Below are 22981 nucleotides of genomic sequence, written 5' to 3'. Positions count from 1 at the left end.
CCCCGGATATCCGGGGCGCCTTTTGATCTGTCTTGCTTCACCACAGCTGACAGACCTGTTCATACATATCTACATATTGTTTGGCACTGGCATTCCAGCTCATGTCGCATTCCATTGCCCGTTTCACAAGCACTTTCCATCCGTCCGGATTGTCATAGCCCTCTTTCGCACGCAAAACTGCATTCAGCATCTCGTGGGCGTTGTAATTGCGGAATGTAAATCCATTGCCCTTTCCGTCGCCGGAATCCTGAATGGAATCCCGCAGGCCGCCGGTCTCACGCACAATGGGAACTGTGCCATACCGGAGGGCCACCATCTGCGACAAGCCGCAGGGTTCGGACTTGGAAGGCATCAGGAACAGATCTGCACCCGCATACACCTTACGGGCCAGTGACGGGATGAAGCCGATTTTTACCCCGACCGCGCCGGGATTTCTGGCCGCCAGCTCGCGGAAAAAGCTCTCGTATTCTGCCTCGCCGGAGCCCAGCACCACCAGCTGCAGCCCGTTGTTGATGATGTCCTGTGCCACATGGCGCACCAAATCCACACCCTTGTGACCTACCAGGCGTGTGACCATGGCCACCACCGGCACCGGCCAGTCGTTCAGGCCAAAGAGGCTTTGCAGTTCCTTCTTGCAGGCGGGTTTGTGTTTTCCAAAATTCGACGCGCTGTAATTTTCCGCCAGGTTTGGATCCGTGGACGGGTCATAGCTCTTCACATCAATGCCGTTGAGAATGCCGCACAGCTTGTACTGCTTCTGACGCAGCAGATCGTCCAGCCCATGACTGTACCAGGGGTCCAAAATCTCCTGCGCATAGCTGGGCGAGACCGTGCTCACCTTATCTGCGCATTCAATGGCGCCCTTCATATAGTTGACACAACCGTCATATTCCAGAATGTGCGCATCCTTCCGGCCGATGGCCACCGTATCTTCCAGAATATCCATGCCGTACTTGCCCTGATACTGGATATTATGAATGGTGAAAACGGTTTTGATGTTGCGGAACTCTTCCAGATGACGATAATACAGGTTCAGGTACACCGGCACCAGCGCGGTCTGCCAATCGTTGGTATGGATGAGGTCCGGCTGGAAGTCGATGTGGAACAGCATTTCCAGAATCGCACGGGAGAAATAAGCGAAGCGCTCCCCATCGTCGTAGAAGCCATACAATCCAGTGCGTTTAAAATAATACTCATTATCCAAAAAGTAATATGTTACGCCGTCATGCGTCAGTTCAAACACACCGCAGTACTGGTTGCGCCAGCCAACCGGCACGGTGAAATTGGTCAGATATTTCAGCTTATCCCGGTATTCCGGCTTCATGTCGCCGTACAAAGGCAGAACCACACGGCACTCTACTTTCCGGCTTTGAATGGCACGCGGCAGGCTGCCTGCCACGTCGCCCAGGCCGCCGGACGCGGCAAAGGGGCTGGCCTCGCTGGCACAAAACAATACCTTCATGTCACACGCTCCTTTTGCAAACAGGGCGGACCTGACGGCCCGCCCTATGGATGTAAAAATCAAACCTCGGTACCTTTTTCAATGTAAACGGGGAAGTTGGAGTTGCCCAGCAGGCGGCGGCCCATGGTAACGTGCACGTTTTTATCCGTGACGATGTAGTCCAGTTCCACGTTCTGGTCCACCGTGGTGCCCTGCATCAGAACGCAATTGCGAACCTTTGCGCCTTTGGCGATCTTTACGCCGCGGAACAGCACGCAGTTTTCCACTTCACCCTCGATGACGCAGCCGTCCGCCACAATGCAGTTTCTGACTTTGCAGTCCATGGCATAACGCACGGGCGCTTCATCGCGCACTTTGGTGTACACCGGGCGCTCTTTCGGGAACAGCGCAGCCATGTTTTTGGGGTCCAGCAGGCGCATATTCTCGTCAAAATAGCTCTTCATGTCGTAAATGCGCGCACGGTAACCCGTGTACTCATAGCCGTTCACATGCAGAATCTTCAGGCTGGGCGCGATGATGTCGCGCTCCAGGTACACCAGATTGTGAACCTGCGCGTCACGCACCATTTCAATCAGCTCTTCGCGGTCCATCACGATTACGTTCATGGACAGGTTCTGCACGCCGGGACGATAGTCATTGGTGCGCAGCTCTGTGATGCGGCCGTCTCCGCCCACTGTAAAGGTGTAGTTTTCCGTCTGAATGGGCAGAGGAATCTCCGCACGCTCATACACCATGGTCACATTGGCACCGCTGTCGATGTGCTTTTCCATCAGGTCCGCAAAGTCCAGATCATGCGCGATGTTGCAGTCGGACAGGATCACGTATTTTTCTTTCTGCGCGCGCAGGAAGTTCAGAATGCTTCCCAGGGCTTCCACACGGCCGTGATAAATTTTGGTATTCTCCTGCGCAAAGGGCGGAACCAGGTTCAGTCCGCCGCGCTTGCGGGACAGATCCCACTCGCGGCCGTTGCCCAGGTGATCCATCAGGGAATAATAATTTTTCTTTGCGAGCAGCGTCACATTTTCAATGCCCGCGTTGACCATGGCAGACAGGGAGAAATCCACCATGCGGTAACGGCTTCCGAAGGGCACACTGGCCATGGTGCGGCGATGCACCAGCTCCGGAATCAGTTCGTCGTATGTATTGGGGAAAATAATGCCCAGCGCATTCATATTTACCATAACTGCTCACCATCCTGTACGTCTTTTTCCAGCATCGCCTTGGGCCCGACTTTCGCGCCCGCGCCGATGGTGCGGCCTTCGCCGACAACAGCCACGCCCCACTTGGATTTGTCTTCCACAGTCTCCGGGCGTGCGCCGACCACAGCGCCTTTCTTCACAGTCACATTCTCTGCGATGATGGAATAATAGACCTCGGCCCCTTCTTCCACCACGGCGCCGGGCATCAGAATGGAGGATTCCACCATTGCGCCGCGGCCCACCGAGACGCCGGCAAACAGGATGCTGTTGCACACGGTGCCTTCCACCAGGCAGCCCTCTGTCAGCATGGAATTGTCCACATGGGCATGCTCGCTGATGTAATGGCCGGGACGGCCGGAGGTACGGGAGTAGATTTTCCAGTCGGATTCCCAAACATCCAGAGGAACATTGGGATCCAGCAGGTCCATATTGGCTTCCCACAAGCTGTCGATGGTTCCCACGTCTTTCCAATAGCCTTCAAAGGGATAGGCCACCATCTTCTCGCCTGCGTTCAGCATATTGGGAATGATGTTTTTGCCAAAGTCGTTGGAAGAATTGGGGTCTGCTTCATCTTCCGTCAGATATTTGCGCAGTTTTTCCCAGGTGAAGATGTAAATGCCCATGGAGGCCAGGTTGGACTGGGGCTGTTTGGGTTTCTCTTCGAACTTGGTGATGGTGCTGTTCTCGTCGGCCGTCATGATGCCAAAACGGGAAGCCTCTTCCCAGGGCACTTCCATAACAGCGATGGAGCAGTCCGCCTGTTTTTCTTTGTGGAACTCCAGCATTTTGCTGTAATCCATTTTGTAAATGTGGTCACCGGACAGGATGATAACATACTCCGGATCGTAGCGCTCGATAAAATTGATGTTCTGATAAATGGCATTGGCCGTTCCTTTATACCAGTCGGAGCCCGTGGCCGTCTGATAAGGCGGCAGCACGTGAACGCCGCCGTACTGGCGGTCCAGATCCCAAGGCTGGCCGTTGCCGATGTACTCGTTCAGCAGCAGAGGCTGATACTGGGTCAACACACCCACTGTGTCAATTCCGGAATTGACGCAGTTCGAGAGCGGAAAATCGATGATACGGTACTTTCCTCCAAACGGGACGGCGGGTTTTGCCAGCTTCTTGGTAAGGGCGTATAAACGTGACCCCTGACCGCCAGCCAGCAGCATGGCAATACATTCTTTCATCTTTTTCTCCCCTTGCGGCGTTCTGCAAAGCACAGGCCGCCTTTGCAAAACACCAAATTTATTTCTTTTCCGTGCCGGGTGTATCCGGCCGGAAACAAAAGGCAAATCACTTTGCCTGTTTGCCGGTTTTTTCGGCTGCTTTTGCCGATTTCTTTTTCGGAGCGCTCTTGCGCACCGCCGGTTTTTTCGCAGCCTCTGTTTTTTCCTTTTTCACGCTGCCGCGCGGTGCGCGTTTGGCAGGTGTGGAAAAAATCAGCGTGGACATGGGTGGAATTTTAATGGAAATGGACTGTTCAAAACCGTGCATGGGTTCTTTCTGCGCCTTGACCGGTTCATTGTGCAGACCCGAGCCGCCGAATTCTTCCGCGTCGGAGTTGAGCAGTTCTGTATATGTGCCGCCGCGGGGCACGCCGAAGCGATAGTCCGGGCGCAGCACCGGTGCAAAGTTGCACACGGCCAGAATCTCGCGGCCCTTTTTGTCCCGGCGCAGGAACACGATCACGCTCTGGGAAGAATCATCCGGTACGATCCACTGGAAACCATCCCAGGAGAAGTCGTCCTCCCACAGCGCAGGCGTGTCCTTGTACAGCCGGTTCAGACTGCGGACGTAATGCTGCATTTGTGCATGACGATCATATCCAAGCAGCATCCAATCCAGCTGCTGGGCCTCGTTCCACTCGATGAACTGTGCAAACTCCTGCCCCATAAACAGCAGCTTTTTGCCGGGATGCGCCATCATATACCCATAGAACGTGCGCAGGTTGGCAAATTTCTGCTCGTAATCACCGGGCATCTTATTGATCAGGCTGCACTTTCCGTGCACCACTTCATCATGACTCAGCGGCAGCACAAAGTTTTCGCTGAAGGCATAAAAGAAACTGAATGTGACCTTGTTGTGATTGCCGGCACGGAACAGCGGGTCCGTGCTCATATAGCTGATCATGTCGTTCATCCAGCCCATGTTCCACTTGAAGTTGAAACCCAAACCGCCGTCCGCCACCGGACGCGACACCATCGGCCAGGCAGTGCTCTCTTCCGCGATCATCAGCGCGTGGGGATGACGGGCGAACACCTCTGTGTTCAGCTTGCGCAAAAAGTCAATGGCTTCCAGATTTTCCTTTCCGCCCTGCGCGTTGGGGCTCCATTCGCCGTCCCGCCGGTTGTAGTCCAGATACAGCATGCTGGCCACCGCGTCCACGCGCAGGCCGTCCACATGATATTCCTCCAGCCAGAACAGCGCGTTGGAGATCAGGAAGCTCTGCACCTCGGGCCGGCCGTAATCAAACACCATGGTCCCCCATTCTTTGTGCTCTGCACGCAGGGGATTCTGGTCTTCGTAGCAGTTGGTACCGTCGAACTTGTAAAGACCGAACTGGTCCTTGGGGAAGTGCGCAGGCACCCAGTCCATGATCACGCCAATGCCGGAACGGTGGCATTTGTCCACAAAATACTTGAAATCATGGGGTGTTCCATAGCGGCTGGTGGGAGCAAAATACCCTGTTACCTGATAGCCCCAGCTGGCATCCAGCGGATGCTCCATCAGCGGCAGCAGTTCCACATGGGTATAGCCCATATCAATCAAATACGGCACCAGCTCATCCGCCAGAGCCTTGTAATCAAACTGGTTCCCGTCCGGATAGGTGCGCCAGCTGCCCGCGTGCATCTCATAGATGTTCATGGGAGTGTTCAGCGGGTCAGTCTGGGAGATGTAGCGCTGCCAGCGGCTGTCTCCCCACTCATACCCCGACAGATCGTACACCTTGCTGCAGTTGGCAGGCCGGGTTTCCGCGTGGAACGCATAAGGGTCCGCCTTGAACACCAGCTCATCCGCAGGGGTGGTCACACAGTACTTGTAAATGTCAAACTGCTCCAGACCGGGCACAAAGCATTCCCAAATGCCGCCGTCCGGGTCCAGATTCAGCATGGGTGTGGCCGTGGGGACCCAGCTGTTGAAATCGCCCACCACGGATACCGCTTTGGCACGGGGCGCCCATACCCGGAACACCACGCCCTCGTAGTCCCCGCGCTTTTCCAGATGCGCGCCGAAAAAGCGCTGGCACTCAAAGTTTTTTCCCTGCTTAAAAAGGTAAATCGGCAAGTCTGATGCCTGATTGGTCTTTTTCAAAAAAGCTCCTCCTTTGGGGCAAACCCGGCAAAAGGCAGGTTTCGCACATACTGACTGAAACCACGGCTAAACGCGGTTTCTTTCTTATTATAATAAACATTTTCCAGTCTTTTTGCAATAGTTTTCTGTATCATTCGTTGAAACGGGCACCAAAAAACGCACCATTTTTTGGACATTTTACACAAATTTTATCCAATCTTAGAAAAATTGCGATTTTTTTGTCAATCCTTGGCCAAAAGTTTCCTGAAGGTTGTCATACAACTTGTCCCGCGAAATCGATGTATAGCAATTATAAAAAGGCAACTTTCGAAACTTTTCGCCGTTCTCTTGGAACAGGTAATCCACAAATTTTTCAAAATCGGGCACAGTTCGCTATAAATTTCGTCAAAGACAATCTTTCTGTATACAGCAAAACCCCGCCTTCCCAAGGAAAGCGGGGTTTTTTCAAAGCCACTTTTTACGAATCGCCAGCACAACGCTGACAGCGGTGAACACCACCGCAATGCCGATGACGATCCAAAAACCGAAAGGCGAGGACTCAAACGGCACGGGCACATTGGTGCCCCATAACGCAAACACAATACTGGGGACCGTGAGAATAATGGTCACGCTGGCCAGCATTTTCATGACGATGTTCAGATTGTTGGAAATCACCGAAGCAAAGGCATCCATGGTGCCCGACAAAATGTCCCGATAGATATTGGACATCTCAATGGCCTGCTTGTTTTCGATGATCACATCTTCCAGCAGTTCGGTGTCATCGGGAAAATCCCGCACAAAATCCATGCGGAGAAGTTTTTCCAGCACCAGCTCGTTGCCCTTGAGCGAAGTGGAAAAATACACCAGGCTCTTTTCCAGGCCCAGCATCTGAATGAGCTCTTTGTTTTTCATGGACAGGTGCAGCTCGTTCTCCACGCGGTTGGACGCCTTGTCCACCTCACGCAGATAGAACAAAAACAGCGTCGCGTTGCGATACAAAAGCTGCAGCGTCATGCGCTTTTTCTTTTTGGTGGAAAAGCGCTTGGCAGAACCGTCGCTGAACGCGCGGGACAACGCGCTTTCCTTCAGGCACACGGTGATGATGTTGTCCTTCGTGAGCACAATGCCGTACGGCAATGTGGTGTAAACAAAACCACGTCCCGGCTGGACTTCCACGGTCGGGGTGTCCACCAGGATCAGCATATTGTCGTCTTCCGAGTCAATGCGGCTGCGTTCTTCTTCGTCGAGTGCGGCCCGCACCAGGTCTACATCCACCTGCAGCTGGTCGCAAACCGATCGGATCTCCTCTTCTGTCGGCGCACACAAATCGATCCAGGCGCCCGGTTCAATGCGCTCCAGTTCGTTCAGCACGCCTTCGTCCGTCGAATAAATCGTAATCATGATATCCCTGCTTTCCGCGCGCCGGTCCGCGCACATGCAGGCAGCACAAAATCAGCCGCGCACAGCGCAGAAAGCACGCTCATTTTTTTGTCGGCATGATCGCCCTCGAGGATCGCCCTCCACGCTATGTCACACTCCTTTTTCCATCGCTATGGGTCTCTTCGCCTTATTCAGTGTATGCTCTCACAACAGGGTTTGTCAAGAAAAACAAAAGCAAATCGTGAATCGGCAAAAAGAGGCCGTCGGTTTCCGCGAAAGATTTCGACAAATTGTCAATGGCCGTGCGGCACCGGTTCCAGCGACAGCACCGGAGCCTGCAGCAGCTGCGCATCCTGCGCGTCATGGGTCACCACCAGCACCGTGCGCCCCTGCCGGCGCTCCTGCACAAACCGCGCCGCACAACGATGTGCCTCCTCGTCCAGTCCTTTGAACGGCTCGTCCAGCAGCACGGCGCCCGCTCCGTCCGCCAGCATGGCCCGGGCCAGTGCCACACGCCGCCGCTGCCCGCCGGACAACTCCGCCACCGGCCGGCCGCACGCATCCTTCTCCAGACCAAGGCTGTAAAGCGCATCCCGGATTTTCTGTTCCGGCAGGCTGCACACAAAGCGAACATTATCCACCGCATCGGCATACTCCAGCAGCCGTTCTTCCTGAAAGGCGGCGGAAAAGCGAGTGTCTCCGGCGGATACCGTGCCCCGGTCGGGTTTCAAAAGCCCCGCGACCACGCGCAAAAGCGTGGTTTTTCCCTGACCGGACGGTCCCATCACACAGACCATTTCGCCGGCCGGGAACTCCAGGCTGAGATCCTGCAGCACGGGAGCGCCGCCGAACCCTTTCGACACCTGCTCCATTCGGACAGGGCCCGCAGTGCCCGGCTCCGCCGGCCGGGGGGCCGTCACCCGAAGGGCCCGCCGGCCCGCCCAGTCCAGCGCGCGTAAAAACAACTTTTCAAAGCACAGGCTCAGCAGCACGATCACCACGGTCCATGCCAGCAGTTCGGCTGTGGAAAACAGCAGTTTCGCATCGTACAATTTCTCGCCGATGCTGCCCGAAGTGATGCCGATCACTTCGGCGGCCACGCCGCTTTTCCAGCACAGACCCAACCCCACGGCGCAAGCCGCGCGGAAAGGCGGCAGCACCGCGGGCAGACGGATGTAACGCATGGTGCGTCCCCAGGGCACCCGGTACAGGCGCGCCAGTTCCAAAAGCTGTGCGTCTGCCTGACGGATGCCTGTGAGCGTGTTGGTGTACACAATGGGCAACACCATCAGGAAGCTGATGAACACAGCCAGATTTCCCGTGTTCCGCAGCCACAAAAGCGCCAGAATGATAAAGCTGGCCACGGGGATGCTTTTCACCGTGACCATCAGCGGGCGCAGAAGAGCCCGCACCACGCCGGACCCGGCCGCCAGCACCGCCAGCACCACGCCGACCAGCACCGCCAGTACAAATCCGGACAAAATGCGCACGGTACTGAACAGCACAGTGGCCCAAAAATCTCCGGTTGTGATCAGCCCCGCCAGAGTGACCAGCACTTTTACCGGCGAGACCAGCAGCAAATCGCTTCCAATGCAGACGCTGGCCGCCTGCCACAGCAAAAGCCAGAAGCAGACAGCCAGCCCATTGACGATTATTTTCTTTTTACGCTCCGTAATAGAATGCATCATCCGGCATGGTCCCTCCCACAGAATCGGGGGCCTGGTCGTACAGCACCTGCAGATAGCCGGAGACCTTCTCCTTCATTTCCGAACCGGTGATGAAGGTGATGTTGCACTCCGGCAGCGCTTTCTGAGCTACAGGTGCCTTGGGCACGATCTCATACCCGGCTACCAGCTCGGCCGCTGCTTCCACATTGCTGTTGACAAAATCCACGCTGGACGCGTAATCTTCCAGGAATTCCTCAAACGCGGCGGGATTGGCCTCGGCAAACTCCTTGCGGACCACCGCGACACCGGTGACCAGGGCCGAATCCGGAGAAACCTTGTTCCACTCCTCGGTCATATCCAGCGCCACTTTGACGTTTTCGTTCTGCATCTGCAGCGTGGTCACATAGGGCTGCGGCAGCATGGCAACAGCGCCCTCACCGGCGCTCTCCATGGCGGCCGCCACCTCGGTGGCCTCGCTCAGGTACTCCACGGTCACGTCCGTTCCCACGGTCAGGCCGTTCTGAGACAAAACGTAATTCAGCACGTACTCCGGCGTGGTGCCCTTGCCCGTGGAATAGATGGTCTTGCCCTTCAGGTCCGCCACCGAAGAGATGCCGTCGCCGTTGGTGACCACATACAGCACGCCCAGGGTGTTGATGGCCGCCACCTGTACGGCCCCCTCGGTCTTATTATACAGCACGCTGGCCAGGTTGCAAGGCACCAGCGCCACATCGATGTCGCCCTTGATCAGCTGTGGCGCGATCTCGTCGGCCGTGCCGTACATGGTGACCTGATAGTCGTGGCGCGCTTCACCCTTGTCCGCGCTGTCCATCAGCTCCACCAGACCCATGGTGGTGGGGCCCTTCAGGCTGGCGATACGGAAGGTGGTTCGCTCAGCGGACGCAGTCGACGAAGCCTCGGAGCTGGCCGAGACACTTTGAGAGGCCGAAGCCACCGCATCGCTGGAGCTGGACGCCCCGGACGCACCGCATCCGGCCAACAGGCTGAGGCTCATGGCCGCAGCCAGAAAAGCAGAAATCCATTTTTTCATACGCATAAAACTCCTCTTTCTTGCATGTTGCCGTTTCATTATAGTATAATAAAGCGCAAAAGAACGTTGCCGTTGCAACATTTGGAGGAAAAGCATGGAAATCTCCCGCGAAGTTCTGGAGCACTGCCCCCTGTTTGCTCAAATTTCTGCCGCGCAGGCCTGGCAGCTGCTGGACGAACTGAACGCCGGGACCCGCACCTATGCCTGCGGCGAGGCGCTGGTACTGGCCGGTTACGAAAATCACAGCATCGGAATCGTTCTGGTGGGAACGATCGAAGCTTACAAAACCGAACCTGACGGCGGCCAGCTGATGATGGCCCGCATGGGGCCGGGCGGGGTGTTCGGCGACGTGATCTGCGGCAGCCGAAGCCGGAAAAGCCCGGTGACCGTGGTGGCCGCCACCCCGGTGCAGGCGCTGTGGATCCCCTATGCACGGGTGTTGAGCGGCGGCGGAAGCCCTGCGCACATTCTTTTTCTGCAGAATCTGATTGCTCTGCTGGCGGACAAATATTTTTCGCTGGACCGCCGGTTGGAGCTTCTGATGGCTCGCACCCTGCGGGAAAAGATCCTGCGTTATCTGACCGCGGAGGCCGGGCCGGACAGCGTCTGCGTCACGCCTTTCACACGGGCACAGCTGGCCGCCTATCTGGGCTGCGACCGCTCGGCCCTGTGCCGGGAGTTGTCCCGCATGCAAAGGGACGGTCTTTTGGAAGTGCGCGGCCGCACGTTTCGCCTGCTCCGGAACTGATAAACCAAAAGGCGGCCGGTCAAGCCATAAGGCTTGACCGGCCGCCTTTTTCAATCGGATGCTTCCGTGATCACACAGGAAAAGCACACGTCGTGCCCTTCCTGCGGCATCTCCGGCACAAGCATGCGGGAGCGGCACACCAGCACCTGCTGCGCACGGGCGCCGAGCCCCGGCAAAAAGCGGTCGTAATATCCGCCGCCGTAACCCAGCCGCGCTCCGTCGGCCGTCGCGCACAGACAAGGGACAACACAAAAATCGATTTGCTCCGGCGCCACCCGCAGCGAAGAAGCAGGCGGTTCCAAAATGTCCAGAGCGCCGGGACGAAGCACGTCCAGCGAATCGATCTGTCGGGCCTCCATCACGCCTTTACCGGTGCACAAAGGCACGCACAGGCGTTTTCCGTCCCGCAGGACCTGCTCCAGAAAAGGCCGTGTATCGATCTCCCGGGCCGTTCCCACAAAGCAGAACACCGTCCCGGCCCATTGATAGGCCGGCTGCTGTGTCAAGGCGCGGCAGATGCGCCGGGAGGCAGCCGCATTGTACGCCGGGTCCAGCGAGGCGGCCAGCGCCTTCATGCGGCGGCGCAAAGCCGTCTTCTGCTGCGCGGCGCTCACGCGGTCTCCTGCGGGAGCACGTCGCTCTCGGAAAAGTCTTCCCGGTCCAGTGTCAGATTGGGATTGTAATATGGGTCTTTGGTCAGGCTTGCGCCGTAGCGCTGCGCCATGCGCTCCTTCTCTTTGTCAAAGCGCTCCTTGGCCGGCCCCTTGGTGTCCAGGCCGCGGCTTTTGGATTCATGATGATACAGCTGCGCATAGGGAGTATACAGAATGCGGTAACCTTTGTCCCGCACGCGCAGGCAGAAATCCACGTCGTTGTACGCCACGGTAAACGCCTCGTCCAGGCCGTTCACTTCGTCGTACACCGAAGCCTTGCACAACAGGCAGGCTGCTGTGACCGCAGAGAGGTCCTGCACCGTGGACAGACGGAACATGTAGCCCGAGCTGTCCCGCCGGGCGTATTTGTGGCTGTGGCCCGCATAACCGCCCAGTCCCACAATCACGCCGCCGTGCTGCACCGTATTGTCCGGATAATAGAGCTTGGCGCCCACAATGCCCACGCCGGGCTGCACCGCCAGGCTGAGCATCTCCCGCAGCCAGCAGCCGTCGATGACCTCCACGTCGTTGTTCAGCAAAAGCAGATACTCGCCCCGGGCCACTTTGCGCCCGAAGTTGTTGATGGCCGAAAAATTGAAAGGTCCCGTGTATCCCACCACACGGCAGCCGCGGTATTTGCGCCGGATGGTTTTGTAATACTCGAACGTGGCCTCGTCCGTGGAATTGTTCTCGATGACCAGCACTTCAAAATGCGTGTAATCGGTCTTTTCATAAATCGAGCGCAGCGCCTTGTCCAAATCCTCCACATGGTCCTTGTTGGGAATGAGAATGGACACCAGCGGACTGCCGGGAATGTCATACTCCACCTTATACGTGCTGGGGAACAGCCCGTCGGTGACGGTGCCCCGCGCGCCGATGCGTTTGAGATGCGCCGCAATGGCCCGTTTGGCCGCCTGCGCCACATAAGGCTTGGCCGCCGTGCCCGCCGAAGTGGAAGCCGCGTGCACCCGCCAGTAATACAGCACTTTGGGAATGTGTACAGGCACGGTCTTTTCGGACAGCTTCAAAAACAGGTCGTGGTCCTGGCTGCCGTCACAGGCCGGGTCCAGCCCGCCCACTTCCTGAAACAGCGACTTGCGGAAAACCGAAAAATGGCAGATATAGTTGCAGCAATTGAGATAGTCCGGTGCGAAATCGGGTTTAAAATGACCGGTCAGCGGGCGCTGTACGTCGGTTTCAAACAGCGCCTCGTCACTGTACAGAAAGTCCGCGCCTGTCTCATGAGCGGTTTTCGCCATCCAGTACACCGCATGGGGCGCCAGCACGTCATCGTGATCCAGCAGGCCGAGATACTCGCCCTGCGCCAGAGCCGCCGCGGCATTGGTGTTGGCCGAAATGCCCTTGTTTTCCACCCGTACGTACTTCACACCCGGCTGGGCTTTCAAATACTCGCCCACGGCCGCATGCTCCGGGTCCGACGCATCGGCCACGCACAGTTCCCAGTTCTTGCAGGTCTGCGCCTGCACGCTCTCCACCATTTGTTTTAAAAAGTGCATGGGTGTGTTGTACACCGGCACCAGAATGCTGATGACCGGCCAGTCCGACGTCTCGGCTGCGCGCTGTGCCTCCAGCACCTCGGGCGGTGGCAGGAACCGCCCTTTTTTACTTTTCATGCGGCGCTTGAAAAAGCCTGCCGCCCGGTGCAGCGTGGAGCTGAGCCCCTCCTGGCGCACCGACTGAAAGAAAAAGGCTGCCAGTTCCCGCAGCCGTTTCAGGCGCAAATTCATAAAACCGCCCTCCGTTCGGCAAAACGGGCAGAATGGCTCTGCCCGTTTTGATCATTTGTAACCGTAATTTTCATAAAGCAGTGTGAAGTGAGGATTGTAGTAAGGATCGCCCCGCTCCATCAGCGCCGCGTATTTCTGCACAAAGCGCGCCTTTTCCGCCTCATAGCGGGCCTGGCGCTCTCCGCCGCAATGGGTGTCGTCCCCGCGGCTCTTGGACTCGTGGTGAACGGCAGCCGCAAAGGGCGTCATCACATTCAGATACCCCTTGGCCCGCAGCTTCAGGCAGAAGTCCACGTCGTTGTAGGCCACGGCAAAGTTGGCCTCATCCAGGCCTCCCACGGCCTGATACAGGCTTTTTTTCACCATCAGACACGCGCCGGTGACCGCGCAGAAGTTCTGCGTGGTGGCCAGCCGGTACATGTCGCCCGCAGAATCCCGTGGATGGCCCTTGTGGTTGTGGCCCGCGCTGCCCCCCAGACCGATGAACACTCCCGCATGCTGGATGGTTCCGTCGGGATAGAACAGCTTGGCGCCCACCGCGCCCACATCCGGCCGCTGGGCATAGCTGAGCATCTCCCGCACAAAGCCCGGCGTTTCCATCTCCACGTCGTTGTTCAGCAGCAGCAGATAGTCGCCGGTGGCAAACTGCGCGCCTGCATTGTTGATCGCCGAGAAGTTGAACGGGCCGTTGTACTGCAAAAAGCGAAGGCCCGGAAGCCGCGCGGCCCCTTTGTAGAACTCCATGGTGGCCGGATCGGTGGAATTGTTTTCGATGACAATGACCTCCAGGTCCTGCCAGCCCGCGTTTTTGTACAGCGCCGCCAGACAGCGCTTCAAATCTTCCACATGATCCTTGTTGGGGATCAGCACCGACACCCGCGCCGACGCATTGACCGCATACTCGGTGCGATAAGCACCGGGGCAGCCTTCAATGGGCGTGACGCGGCCCGCCATGCCCAAACGGTCCAGCTGCGCCTGCACAGCGCCGGCGCCGGCGGCCACCGCATAGGGTTTGGCGGACATATCGCTGGAGGTGGAGCCTGCATGGCCCCGCCAGTAATACAGCACTTTGGGGATGTGCTCCACCCGGGCGGCCTGCTCCGTCAGGCGCAGAATCAAATCGTAATCCTGCGCGCCGTCGAACTCGGACCGCTCTCCGCCGCCGGCTTTCTCCAGCAGCGCACGGCTGAACACGGACAAATGGGTGATGTAGTTGCAGCCCCGCAGCGTATCGGGGGAATAGTCCGGTTTAAAGTGATACTCGCCCAGCTTTTTCATGGACGCGTCCAGCACGATCTCATCCGAATAGACAAAATCGGCGCCCGTCTCGTTGATGACACGCACCACCTCATACAGCGCGTTGGGGCTGAGCACGTCGTCGTGGTCCAGCAGCGCGATGTACTCGCCGTTGGCCTCAGCCAGGCCTACGTTGGTGTTGCCGGAAATGCCCTCGTTTTTGGCCAGACGGCAATAATTGATGCGGCCGTCCTTATACTTTGCCACCAATTTTCCCAGGCGGGTCTTGGGCGCATCCGATGCGTCCACCAGCACCAGTTCCCAGTTCTGGTAGCTCTGTGCGCGCACGCTGTCCACCATCTCCCGGAAAAAGCGTTCGGGCGTATTGTACAGCGGCACCACCACGCTGATGCGCGGCATCTGCGGAAAAATCGCCTTCTGCTGTTCCCGCAGTTCCCGCTTCAGGGGAATATCCGCGCGAAAACGCCAGCTCTCCCCTTTGGTCATCAGATCCACCCGGTAGGAGATCTCCCTGCCCAGCGCCTCGGCCCCGCGCTCACGGTAGCACTGTTTTCCGCGCCGCACCAGGCTGGAAAAATGCGACGGATTGGCCGTGCGGCGCAGCGCCTTGCCCACCGAGTCGCGCTCGGCGGGGTCCTTTACGGGACCGCTCATGTGGCACCTCCCTGATCCAGAGCCTTGTAGGCGTCGCACACCGTGCGCATGTCGCCGGTCATGCGGACACGCCCCTTCTCCAGCCAGGTCACCTTGTTGCACATGCGCTCGATCTGCTCGATGGAATGGCTGACCAGAATGACCGTGGTTCCGCCGCTCATCAATTCGCGCATGCGCTTTTCGCATTTTTCCTGGAACAGAAAGTCGCCCACCGACAAAATCTCGTCCGCGATCAGCACGTCGGGTTTTGTCACCGTGGCGATGGCAAACGCAATGCGGCTGACCATACCGGAGGAATAGTTTTTCAAAGGCACATCCAGAAAATCCTGCAGCTCGCTGAACTCCACGATCTCGTCGAACTTGGAGTCGATGTATTTGGGCGTCATGCCCAGCACGGTGCCGTTGAGGTAAATGTTCTCGCGGGCGGTCAGGTCCATGTCAAAACCGGCGCCCAGCTCGATCAGCGGAGCGATGGTCCCGTGCACCACTGTGGAGCCGGAAGAGGGTTTGAACACGCCGGAAATGATTTTCAAAAGAGTGGATTTGCCCGATCCGTTCAACCCGATCAGGCCGTAAAAATCGCCTTTTTCCACGTTAAAAGACACGTCCCGCAGGGCGTAAAACTCCTCAAACTGCAGCCTGCCCTGCACGGCGGCCAGGAAATACTCCTTCAGGCTCTCGTGCTTTTCCTTGGCCATGTTGAAGCGCATGGAGACGTTTTTCACTTCGATCATATTCATTAACAAAACGCCTCCTTTAAATATGCAGAACAAACTTGTCCTGCTCTTTGCGGAACACAAACAGGCCCGCCGCCAGCGCCAGAATGGCGCACAGGCCGCACACCCAGATCATGTTCCAGCTGAGCAGCTCGCCGTCCAGCACGGCGGCGCGGAAGGCCGTGATATACCAGTACATGGGGTTGTAACCAATGAAGCGTTGCAGGATGGCGCCGCCGGACCCGCCCATGGTGAACGGGTCGTAAAAGATGGCGGAAAAATACATCAGCGCCGTGATGAACACGCCCCACAGATGCATGATGTCACGGAAAAACACCGTGGCCGCCGCCAAAATCAGGCCGATGCCCAGGCTGAACACAAACAGCGTCAGCAACGGATAGACCGCCAGGATCGCCGTGGGATGCAGCGGCGCACCCGTAAAGATCATGACGATGATCAGCGCGATGAAGCTGAACAGGCAGTTCACCAGCGCGAAGCCCGCCTTTTCCAGCGGGAAGATGTATTTGGGAATGTACACTTTTTTAATCAGCGGCGCCGCTGCCAGCATGCTGGACATGCAGGAAGACGTGGCTTCGCTGAAAAAGCTGAACAACAGCTGACCGATGATCAGATAGACGGAAAAGTTTTCGATGCCGGCTCCGCGCATATCCAGAATACTGGAGAAAACCGCCACCATGACCACGTTCATCAAAAGCGGATTCAGAACGCTCCACAAAACGCCCAGCACGCTGCGGCGGTATTTGAGCTTGAAGTCCCGGCCGATGAGGTTCTGCAAGAGAAAGCGATAGCGCCAAAAGTCTTTGCAGTAAGCTTTTAACATGGACAATCGGGTTACCACCTTTCAAAATAGTCGAAGGTCTGCTCGCGAAAGCCCTTGTGCAGACCGTCCTTGGCGGACAGCTTCACCTCGCAGTCCACTGCGGGCCACTGAATGCCGATGTCCGGGTCATCCCAGCGGATGCCGCCCTCACTGGTGGGGTCATAATAATCCGTGCACTTATAGGTGAATTCCGCCTCGTCCGAAAGGACCAGGAACCCGTGGGCAAAGCCCTGCGGAATATAAAACTGTTTTTTGTTTTCCGCGGACAGGACCACGCCCACCCATTTTCCGAACGTCTTGGATTTGGGGCGGCAGTCCACCGCTACGTCGAACACCTCGCCCGACACCACACGCACCAGTTTGCCCTGGGTGTGCTCTTTCTGAAAATGCAGACCGCGCAGCACGCCCTTGGTGCTCTTGGACTGGTTGTCCTGCACAAAGGGGCCGGGAATTCCTGCCGCTGCGAACTCTTCCTGCTGATACGTTTCCATAAAATAACCGCGCGCGTCGCCGAACACGCTGGGCTCGATGATAAAAACGCCCTCTATTTCCGTGGGAACGAAATGAAATTTGCCCATATGGGACCGTCCTTCCTTCCAATTTAGATACTGTATCATAATAGCATGACGGCCCTCTTTTTTCAAGGAGAACCGGCCGGCCCGTGCGGTTTGCATCTGTGAAAATTTCCGGCAAAAAGAGCCTCCTTTGGGAAAGGAGGCTCTGAGGAATCGTTTTAGAAATAATTTTCGGGGTCCACCAGTTTTCCGTCTTTTGTGAACTCCACATGCAGATGGGACTCCATGCCGCTCTCGGCCGGAATATCGCCCAGCAGTGCGATGGTCTTGCCCATCTCCACCGTGTCGCCCGCCTTGCATTTGATGCGGTCCAGTCCGCACAGGCGCACCATGACGTCCTGACATTCTATCTCCACAACACCGCCCCACTGAGGATCTTCATAAACCGCGGTGACGGTGCCGTTGGCAGGGGCCTGCACCCCCATGTTCATGCTGCCGCGGATGTCCAGACCGTTGTGTGTGCGCCAGTCCTGCATGGTTTCGTTGTAGACCAGCTCGTCACCGCTGAAGCCCTGCAAGCGCTTGCCATCCAGAGGCTGCGTAAACGAAGGCTCTTGCACAGCCGGCTGCGTCGTGGACGCGCTTGGCGCCGCGGATGAAGCGGAAGGCTCCGGCTGCGAGGAAGACGCACTCTGCGGCTGTGATGACGAGGAGGATTCGATGGGTACGTTCTCCTGCTTTTGGTCCACCTCTGCGCCTTGATCTGCCATCCATATGTCTTCCTCCCCGTCGATGTGCTGTGACGTACTGTTGGATCCCAGCTGCTCCACCATGCCGTTGATGGCAAGGAAGCTGGTCAGTGCCGCGCCCGCAACCACAAGCGCGAGCGCCAGGTAAAAGCCCTTGCCCTGCCAGAAGCGCTGGCTTTTTGTATTTCTGCTCATATCTTTCCTCCCTGCCGGGCGCGCCCGGCGCATTTGATACTACTAGTCTGGCCACCGCCGCCGGGAATATTCACACCGCTTGCCTTTTGAGGTCAAAGAAAGTATACTGAAGCTGATATTGTCTGAATTTTGTCCGGCCAGAGCCGGGGGAGGTTAGTATGGACCTGCGCCCTTATCTTCACATCTCGCCCCAGGTGGAGCACGCCCTGAGCACGGGGCAGCCGGTGCTGGCGCTGCCCACCACGGATTTCGCCCGCTGCCTTCCCGCAGAAGAAGGGCTGGCCTTGGCACGCCGAACGGAAATCGAAGTGCGTGCGCAGGGTGCGGTACCCGCCCCGGTGGCGGTGCTGGGCGGCGCTTTGACCGTGGGGCTTTCGGAAAGCGAATGGCGGCGCGTGTGCTCCGGCGAGACGGGCAAGGCGTCCCGGCGGGACCTGCCGGTTCTGCTGGCAAACGGCGGCAGCGGCGCGGCCACAGCGGCGGCCAGCATCATCGCGGCCTGTCTGGCCGGCATCCGGGTGTTCAGCGCGGGGGCCATCGGCGGCGTGGCCGCCCAAAGCGACCGCATGGACGTGAGCGCCGATTTGCAGGAAGTGTGCAAGACCCCCGTGGCGGTGGTGTGCGCCGGCGTGAAATGCGGTTGCAGCCCGCTTTTGACGCTGGAATATCTGGAGACCATGGGTGTGACGGTGCTGGGCTGCGGCACGGACCGGTTTCCGGGTTTTCTCACCCAGGACGGACCGGCGCTGGAAAACCCGCCGCAAAGCGCCCTGCAGCTGGCGCGGACCGCACGCATCAAATGGGATGTGGGGCTGTCCGGCGGTCTTCTGTACTGCGCCCGGCCGGACGGTGCGGCGCGACTGGAGCCGCAAGCGTATGAGCAGGCCCAGCGCCGGGCCATGGACGAGGCCGACCGCCTGGGTGTCCGCGGCGGCGCGCGCACACCCTTTCTGCTGCAAAAGATTCTTCAAAGCTCCGAGGCCGCACGCGGCGCCTATGAAAAGGCGGTGCTCGCCAGTGCGCGGGCCGGGGCGGAAATCGCGGTGAAATATGCACAGCTTTGACATTCGAAAACGTCTTTCCCTGTTCTGGAAAGCGGACGCGCCCGCCCGCTGGGAAATCCTGCTTGGCGGAGCCGTCGTGGTTTTTTGCTATCTTTTTTTCAATCATCCCGATATTGTAGAAACAGCCAATCATTCCTGGCTGTTTCTGGACCACGTGTTCTCCGGCCGTATGCTGGAGTTTTACGACAATGTACTGGCCCATCAGAACGATTTTTACTATGTGAACGGCGCGCACTACAACGTGTTTTTGTATCTGGCCTTCGGCGTATGGCTTCTGCCTGTATACGGCATCTACCATTTGTTTTCCCTGAACGCCGCGGCCGGGGCAGCCAACACGTTTTTGCTGTACTGGGCCAAGCTGCTGGCCTGCCTGACGGCGCTGGGATGCGCGTGGATGGTGCGGCGCCTGGCGCTTCGCCTGGAAGTGCCCGCAGGGCGCGCCGGATACGCGTCGCTGGCCTTTCTTCTGTCGCCGCTGACGCTGGTGGGCGTGTTCTGCATGGGGCAGTACGACAGCCTTTGCCTGTTTTTCCTGCTGTGGGCGCTGTGCCTGTATTTTGACGGCCGCCTGCCCGCCTTCACGGTTCTGATCGGCGTGGCCATGGCGTGCAAATTTTTTGCGCTGCTGGTGTTTTTGCCGCTGCTGCTGTTGCGGGAAAAGCGGATTTCCCGCCTGCTGGGCTACGGCGTGCTGAGCCTGTGGCTGACCGTGCCCACCGGCCTGCTGTACGCCGGGCGGGACGGCGACATGGGCTTTTTCAACGAGCTGATGATCGAGCGTCTGTTCACTGACACAGTGCCCGGCGCCCACGGGGATGTTCCCCTGTTCTTTTTGGGGTACGCGCTGGTGCTGGTGTTCAGCTTTTTCTGGCGCGCGCCGGACACAGCCCGGCTGCGGCGCATGGCCGTGTATCTGTGCATGGCCGTGTTCGGCCTGCTGTTCTCCTGCGTGCTGTGGCACCCGCAATGGCTGGTGCTGCTGGTGCCCTTCGCCATTCTCAGTGTGTCCACCGCTCAAAACCGCACCCCCTGGTATGCCATGAATGCCATCTGCTGTGCGGGCGCGCTTTTGCTGTGCTACCAGACCTTCCCCGGCCAGCTTGAGGTGGGCATGATGGACTACGGCCTTGTGCATCTGGCGCTGGGGCTGAACGCCTCGGGCATTCCCCATCAGAATCTGACCTTCTACTTCGGGCTTCTGCCCTATGTGAATCAGCTTGCGCCGGTGCTGTTTGCCGCGCCTATTGCGGCGGCAGCGATCTTTCTGTACCCCTGTGCCGGGGGCACGTTCGGGGACCGGCTGACGCACGGCGGACACTTTGCCCCCAGCGCCCGGGCCGGGCTGTGGACCGGCGCGTGTGTATTTGCCGCGCTGCTGGTGGCGCCGGTGGCCTTCCAATGGGCGAAATGCTTTCTTTGAGACTTCAATAAGGCAGGTGTGCTTTTATGAATCGATGCAAAAACTGTGGCAAACCGCTGGAAGACGACTCTTCCATGCTGTGCCCGGCCTGTGCGGCCATGGAGCGCAGTGACGCCAAAGCCGGCCGTGCCGGCGTGCGCACCATCCGGCGGATGGCGCTGGTGGCAGCGGTACTGGCAGTGGTGCTGATCGTGCTGGTCAGCCTTTCTGTGGTGTTTTCCCGCAAATACGACCCGGTGCAGTTTACCGATCAGTTGACGCAGGCGCTGGCTGCCGGCGACACCAAAGCGCTGACCGGGCTTGTGGCCGGAAAAGACATCGCTGTGTCTGAAGAAAATCTGGCGGCGCTATGCCGGGCCTTTTCCACCGAAGAAGCCCGGGCCGCGCTGACGCAGCAGCTGGAGGCACAGATCAGCGATCCCACTTTGACGGGTTCCGCCTACCCCGCTTTGAGCGTGGAAGAAGACCGGGTATTTCTGGGTTATTCCGAATACCGTCTGGCAGTGCAGAGCGTGCAGCTGATGCTGTCCACCAGCGCAGCCAACCCTCTTCTGACCCTGAACGACACCGCCTGCACAGGCGAGGTCGTTTCCGGCGGCGTGCTGTATAAAAACCTGTTCCCCGGCCGGTACACCTGCCTTGTGACTGCCGCTTCTTCCACCGGCCAGACCGTGACCGGCACCGCCACGGAACTGGATCTGTTCCAGACCAGCGAGCCCACGGTTTTCAACGGCGCACTGCCGCTGTCCGACATCACCGTGTCCGGCTGCACCAGCGATGAGGCCACCATTCTGGTCAACGACCAGGCCATCGCTGCCAAACCCGTGGGCGGCACCGTCACCATTCCGCAAATTGCGGTGGGCAGCACCATCCGCTTCACTTACACTGCTCCCCATGGGGCCGTGACCACCGGCGTTGTGCAGTTCACCGACCAGAGCGTCACCGCGCTGACCTTCGGCGAAGTGACCACCACCGGCGGTGTGCCGGACAAAGCCGGCGTGGACGCGCTGCTGCGCACCTATTACTCGGCCTATCTGGATGCGGTGAACCAGCAGGATGCTTCCAAATTCCAGGCGCTTGTATCCGAAACGCTGTTTGCCGAGCAGTCCGCCGGCATCTCCGCGGCAGACAAAACCGCCAACATCTATGAATTTACCGACGCGGTGAGCGAAGAATCCTCGGTTTCCACCCTGCTGATCGGCGAGGCGCCGGGCTTCCGCTGCAACGCCACTTTCTCCTACAATTATACCGGTAAGGAGACGCACGAAACCCTGTCCGCCGCCGAGAAGAAGAGCTGCGAGTTCATCTTCCTGGACGGCCAGTGGAAACTGAACCGGCTGGTCGGTTGCACCGACGAAAACTACGCTGCCAACTCCACGGCGGCTTTGGACGGCTGAATCAACACGATCCGGCGCGCGGATTTTTCCGCGCGCCGGATTTTTTCCTTATAAAATCCTTAGAATCGGGGCGTATGCTGGGCTCATCAAGCAAAAAGGAGCATGAGTCTTATGGAAAACCAACGCATACGCACAGCGCCCCTGTCCCTCACGGGCACGGGGCTGAAAACGCTGGCTCTGGCCGCTATGGTGCTGGACCACATTCACTACTTCTTTTCCTTCACCGGGCAGATTCCCGACTGGTTCAGCATGGCCGGGCGTCTGGCCGCACCGCTGTTTGTGTTCTGCCTGGCCGAGGGCTTTGCCCACACCCACAGCCGCAAAACGTACTTTCTGCGCATTTGGCTCATTGCCGCCGTCATGGGTGGCCTGCTGTTCTTTATGATGTACGGCGGATTTCTGGTCCGGCCCGACGGTTTTTACCCCGCCAACGCCGCTCTGAGCGAATTTGTTCTTCTCATGGTGATTTGGCAGGGCGTCGACTGGCTGCGCCAGAAACGCATTGTACTTGGCGCTGCAGCGGTCATATTTCCCTTTGTGTGGCCGGTGGCGGCGGGGCTTCTCAGCAACGCCGTGCCCGGGGCGGGCACGGTGATCGGCCTTGCCTGTTATACGGTTCTGCCCATTCTCAACATGAGCCCGGACGTTTCTCTGCCCTATGTCCTCATGGGCATCTGGCTCTATCTGTGGCGCACCCGCCGGGCGGTTCAGGTGGCCGGCTTTGCCGCCCTGGACCTTTTGTTTTTCTTTGCGCTGCCCCTGCGCGATCTGCTGGGACAACCCGGATTTTCTTTGGCGCAGATGTTCACCCAGTATTACGAATGGTTCGGCGCGTTTGCGGGACTTTTGATGCTGTGCTATAATGGGCGGCGCGGCGCCGGACACAAGGGGTTGTTCTACGTGTTTTATCCGGCGCACATCTATTTGCTGTACGCGCTGAGCTGGGCCGTGCTGGTCTGGCTGCGCTGAGA

General features: G+C 58.2%; 19 protein-coding genes. 5 read left to right on the top strand and 14 right to left on the bottom strand.

Annotation, left to right across the window (positions count from 1 at the left end; all coding sequences use genetic code 11):
• Positions 1-37: 37 nt before the first annotated feature.
• The 7 genes from glgA to ACKTS9_RS13115 form a co-directional block, all read right to left on the bottom strand.
• Complete coding sequence (glgA, locus tag ACKTS9_RS13145; RefSeq protein ID WP_407881313.1) at positions 38-1462, bottom strand: glycogen synthase GlgA; 1425 nt, start codon at positions 1460-1462, stop codon at positions 38-40.
• Between the two features lie 59 nt (positions 1463-1521).
• On the bottom strand, positions 1522-2643 hold the full coding sequence (glgD, locus tag ACKTS9_RS13140; protein WP_407881311.1) for a glucose-1-phosphate adenylyltransferase subunit GlgD: 1122 nt from the start codon (positions 2641-2643) through the stop codon (positions 1522-1524).
• Positions 2637-3851 (bottom strand): glucose-1-phosphate adenylyltransferase, encoded by a 1215-nt coding sequence (locus ACKTS9_RS13135; RefSeq protein ID WP_349216173.1) that lies wholly within the window; start codon positions 3849-3851, stop codon positions 2637-2639. The genes glgD and ACKTS9_RS13135 overlap by 7 nt, the downstream gene beginning before the upstream one ends.
• Before the next feature lie 106 nt (positions 3852-3957).
• Entirely contained in the window at positions 3958-5976 is a 2019-nt protein-coding gene (glgB, locus tag ACKTS9_RS13130; RefSeq protein ID WP_349216172.1) for a 1,4-alpha-glucan branching protein GlgB, read from the bottom strand.
• Between the two features lie 444 nt (positions 5977-6420).
• A complete protein-coding gene (locus ACKTS9_RS13125) occupies positions 6421-7356 on the bottom strand; it encodes a magnesium transporter CorA family protein (protein WP_349216170.1) in 936 nt (311 codons plus the stop codon).
• Between the two features lie 272 nt (positions 7357-7628).
• Positions 7629-9023 carry an ATP-binding cassette domain-containing protein gene (locus ACKTS9_RS13120; RefSeq protein WP_407881308.1) on the bottom strand — a complete coding sequence of 465 codons (1395 nt, stop codon included), beginning with the start codon at positions 9021-9023 and terminating at the stop codon, positions 7629-7631.
• Positions 8998-10053, bottom strand: coding sequence for an ABC transporter substrate-binding protein (locus ACKTS9_RS13115; protein WP_349216168.1), 1056 nt, complete (start codon positions 10051-10053; stop codon positions 8998-9000). The genes ACKTS9_RS13120 and ACKTS9_RS13115 overlap by 26 nt, the downstream gene beginning before the upstream one ends.
• Before the next feature lie 94 nt (positions 10054-10147).
• Between ACKTS9_RS13115 and ACKTS9_RS13110 the strand changes: the two genes are divergently transcribed.
• Positions 10148-10801, top strand: coding sequence for a Crp/Fnr family transcriptional regulator (locus ACKTS9_RS13110; RefSeq protein ID WP_407881305.1), 654 nt, complete (start codon positions 10148-10150; stop codon positions 10799-10801).
• Between the two features lie 50 nt (positions 10802-10851).
• On the opposite strand, the gene ACKTS9_RS13105 is transcribed toward ACKTS9_RS13110, so the two are convergent.
• The 7 genes from ACKTS9_RS13105 to ACKTS9_RS13075 form a co-directional block, all read right to left on the bottom strand.
• On the bottom strand, positions 10852-11415 hold the full coding sequence (locus ACKTS9_RS13105) for a 5-formyltetrahydrofolate cyclo-ligase (RefSeq protein ID WP_407881303.1): 564 nt from the start codon (positions 11413-11415) through the stop codon (positions 10852-10854).
• A complete protein-coding gene (locus ACKTS9_RS13100; protein ID WP_349215787.1) occupies positions 11412-13202 on the bottom strand; it encodes a glycosyltransferase family 2 protein in 1791 nt (596 codons plus the stop codon). Before ACKTS9_RS13100 ends, ACKTS9_RS13105 begins: the two co-directional genes overlap by 4 nt.
• Positions 13203-13253: 51 nt before the next feature.
• Complete coding sequence (locus tag ACKTS9_RS13095) at positions 13254-15113, bottom strand: glycosyltransferase family 2 protein (RefSeq protein ID WP_349215788.1); 1860 nt, start codon at positions 15111-15113, stop codon at positions 13254-13256.
• Positions 15110-15853 carry an ABC transporter ATP-binding protein gene (locus ACKTS9_RS13090; protein WP_349215789.1) on the bottom strand — a complete coding sequence of 248 codons (744 nt, stop codon included), beginning with the start codon at positions 15851-15853 and terminating at the stop codon, positions 15110-15112. Before ACKTS9_RS13090 ends, ACKTS9_RS13095 begins: the two co-directional genes overlap by 4 nt.
• A 16-nt stretch (positions 15854-15869) precedes the next feature.
• The gene (locus ACKTS9_RS13085) at positions 15870-16670 is read right to left on the bottom strand and encodes an ABC transporter permease (RefSeq protein WP_349215850.1); all 801 of its coding nucleotides are present in this window, start codon (positions 16668-16670) and stop codon (positions 15870-15872) included.
• Positions 16671-16681: 11 nt separating this feature from the next.
• On the bottom strand, positions 16682-17248 hold the full coding sequence (gene rfbC / locus ACKTS9_RS13080; RefSeq protein WP_349215851.1) for a dTDP-4-dehydrorhamnose 3,5-epimerase: 567 nt from the start codon (positions 17246-17248) through the stop codon (positions 16682-16684).
• 155 nt (positions 17249-17403) lie between these two features.
• Positions 17404-18129, bottom strand: coding sequence for a M23 family metallopeptidase (locus ACKTS9_RS13075; RefSeq protein ID WP_349215790.1), 726 nt, complete (start codon positions 18127-18129; stop codon positions 17404-17406).
• Positions 18130-18287: 158 nt separating this feature from the next.
• On the opposite strand from ACKTS9_RS13075, the gene ACKTS9_RS13070 reads away from it, so the two are divergent.
• From ACKTS9_RS13070 to ACKTS9_RS13055, 4 genes are all read left to right on the top strand, one after another.
• Positions 18288-19193: a pseudouridine-5'-phosphate glycosidase gene (locus ACKTS9_RS13070; RefSeq protein ID WP_349215791.1), complete on the top strand. Its 906-nt coding sequence runs from the start codon at positions 18288-18290 to the stop codon at positions 19191-19193.
• Positions 19180-20613 (top strand): hypothetical protein, encoded by a 1434-nt coding sequence (locus tag ACKTS9_RS13065; protein WP_349215792.1) that lies wholly within the window; start codon positions 19180-19182, stop codon positions 20611-20613. The genes ACKTS9_RS13070 and ACKTS9_RS13065 overlap by 14 nt, the downstream gene beginning before the upstream one ends.
• A gap of 26 nt (positions 20614-20639) precedes the next feature.
• Complete coding sequence (locus tag ACKTS9_RS13060) at positions 20640-22010, top strand: hypothetical protein (protein ID WP_349215794.1); 1371 nt, start codon at positions 20640-20642, stop codon at positions 22008-22010.
• A gap of 111 nt (positions 22011-22121) precedes the next feature.
• A complete protein-coding gene (locus ACKTS9_RS13055) occupies positions 22122-22979 on the top strand; it encodes a TraX family protein (RefSeq protein WP_349215795.1) in 858 nt (285 codons plus the stop codon).
• Positions 22980-22981: the final 2 nt, after the last annotated feature.

This window comes from Owariibacterium komagatae, from assembly GCF_045865535.1.
In the GTDB taxonomy this organism is placed as follows: domain Bacteria; phylum Bacillota; class Clostridia; order Oscillospirales; family Ruminococcaceae; genus Ruthenibacterium; species Ruthenibacterium komagatae.
Note: the sequence above shows the minus strand (reverse complement) of the source record. Positions and strands in the feature narration are given on the sequence as shown.

Excerpts from the sequence above, each read along its gene's own strand:
- glgA (WP_407881313.1), bottom strand. The coding sequence starts at position 1,462 with ATGAAGGTATTGTTTTGTGCCAGCGAGGCCAGCCCCTTTGCCGCGTCC.
- glgD (WP_407881311.1), bottom strand. The coding sequence starts at position 2,643 with ATGGTAAATATGAATGCGCTGGGCATTATTTTCCCCAATACATACGAC.
- ACKTS9_RS13135 (WP_349216173.1), bottom strand. The coding sequence starts at position 3,851 with ATGAAAGAATGTATTGCCATGCTGCTGGCTGGCGGTCAGGGGTCACGT.
- ACKTS9_RS13125 (WP_349216170.1), bottom strand. The coding sequence starts at position 7,356 with ATGATTACGATTTATTCGACGGACGAAGGCGTGCTGAACGAACTGGAG.
- ACKTS9_RS13120 (WP_407881308.1), bottom strand. The coding sequence starts at position 9,023 with ATGATGCATTCTATTACGGAGCGTAAAAAGAAAATAATCGTCAATGGG.
- ACKTS9_RS13115 (WP_349216168.1), bottom strand. The coding sequence starts at position 10,053 with ATGAAAAAATGGATTTCTGCTTTTCTGGCTGCGGCCATGAGCCTCAGC.
- ACKTS9_RS13110 (WP_407881305.1), top strand. The coding sequence starts at position 10,148 with ATGGAAATCTCCCGCGAAGTTCTGGAGCACTGCCCCCTGTTTGCTCAA.
- ACKTS9_RS13100 (WP_349215787.1), bottom strand. The coding sequence starts at position 13,202 with ATGAATTTGCGCCTGAAACGGCTGCGGGAACTGGCAGCCTTTTTCTTT.
- ACKTS9_RS13095 (WP_349215788.1), bottom strand. The coding sequence starts at position 15,113 with ATGAGCGGTCCCGTAAAGGACCCCGCCGAGCGCGACTCGGTGGGCAAG.
- ACKTS9_RS13090 (WP_349215789.1), bottom strand. The coding sequence starts at position 15,853 with ATGAATATGATCGAAGTGAAAAACGTCTCCATGCGCTTCAACATGGCC.
- ACKTS9_RS13085 (WP_349215850.1), bottom strand. The coding sequence starts at position 16,670 with ATGTTAAAAGCTTACTGCAAAGACTTTTGGCGCTATCGCTTTCTCTTG.
- rfbC (WP_349215851.1), bottom strand. The coding sequence starts at position 17,248 with ATGGGCAAATTTCATTTCGTTCCCACGGAAATAGAGGGCGTTTTTATC.
- ACKTS9_RS13075 (WP_349215790.1), bottom strand. The coding sequence starts at position 18,129 with ATGAGCAGAAATACAAAAAGCCAGCGCTTCTGGCAGGGCAAGGGCTTT.
- ACKTS9_RS13070 (WP_349215791.1), top strand. The coding sequence starts at position 18,288 with ATGGACCTGCGCCCTTATCTTCACATCTCGCCCCAGGTGGAGCACGCC.
- ACKTS9_RS13065 (WP_349215792.1), top strand. The coding sequence starts at position 19,180 with ATGCACAGCTTTGACATTCGAAAACGTCTTTCCCTGTTCTGGAAAGCG.
- ACKTS9_RS13060 (WP_349215794.1), top strand. The coding sequence starts at position 20,640 with ATGAATCGATGCAAAAACTGTGGCAAACCGCTGGAAGACGACTCTTCC.
- ACKTS9_RS13055 (WP_349215795.1), top strand. The coding sequence starts at position 22,122 with ATGGAAAACCAACGCATACGCACAGCGCCCCTGTCCCTCACGGGCACG.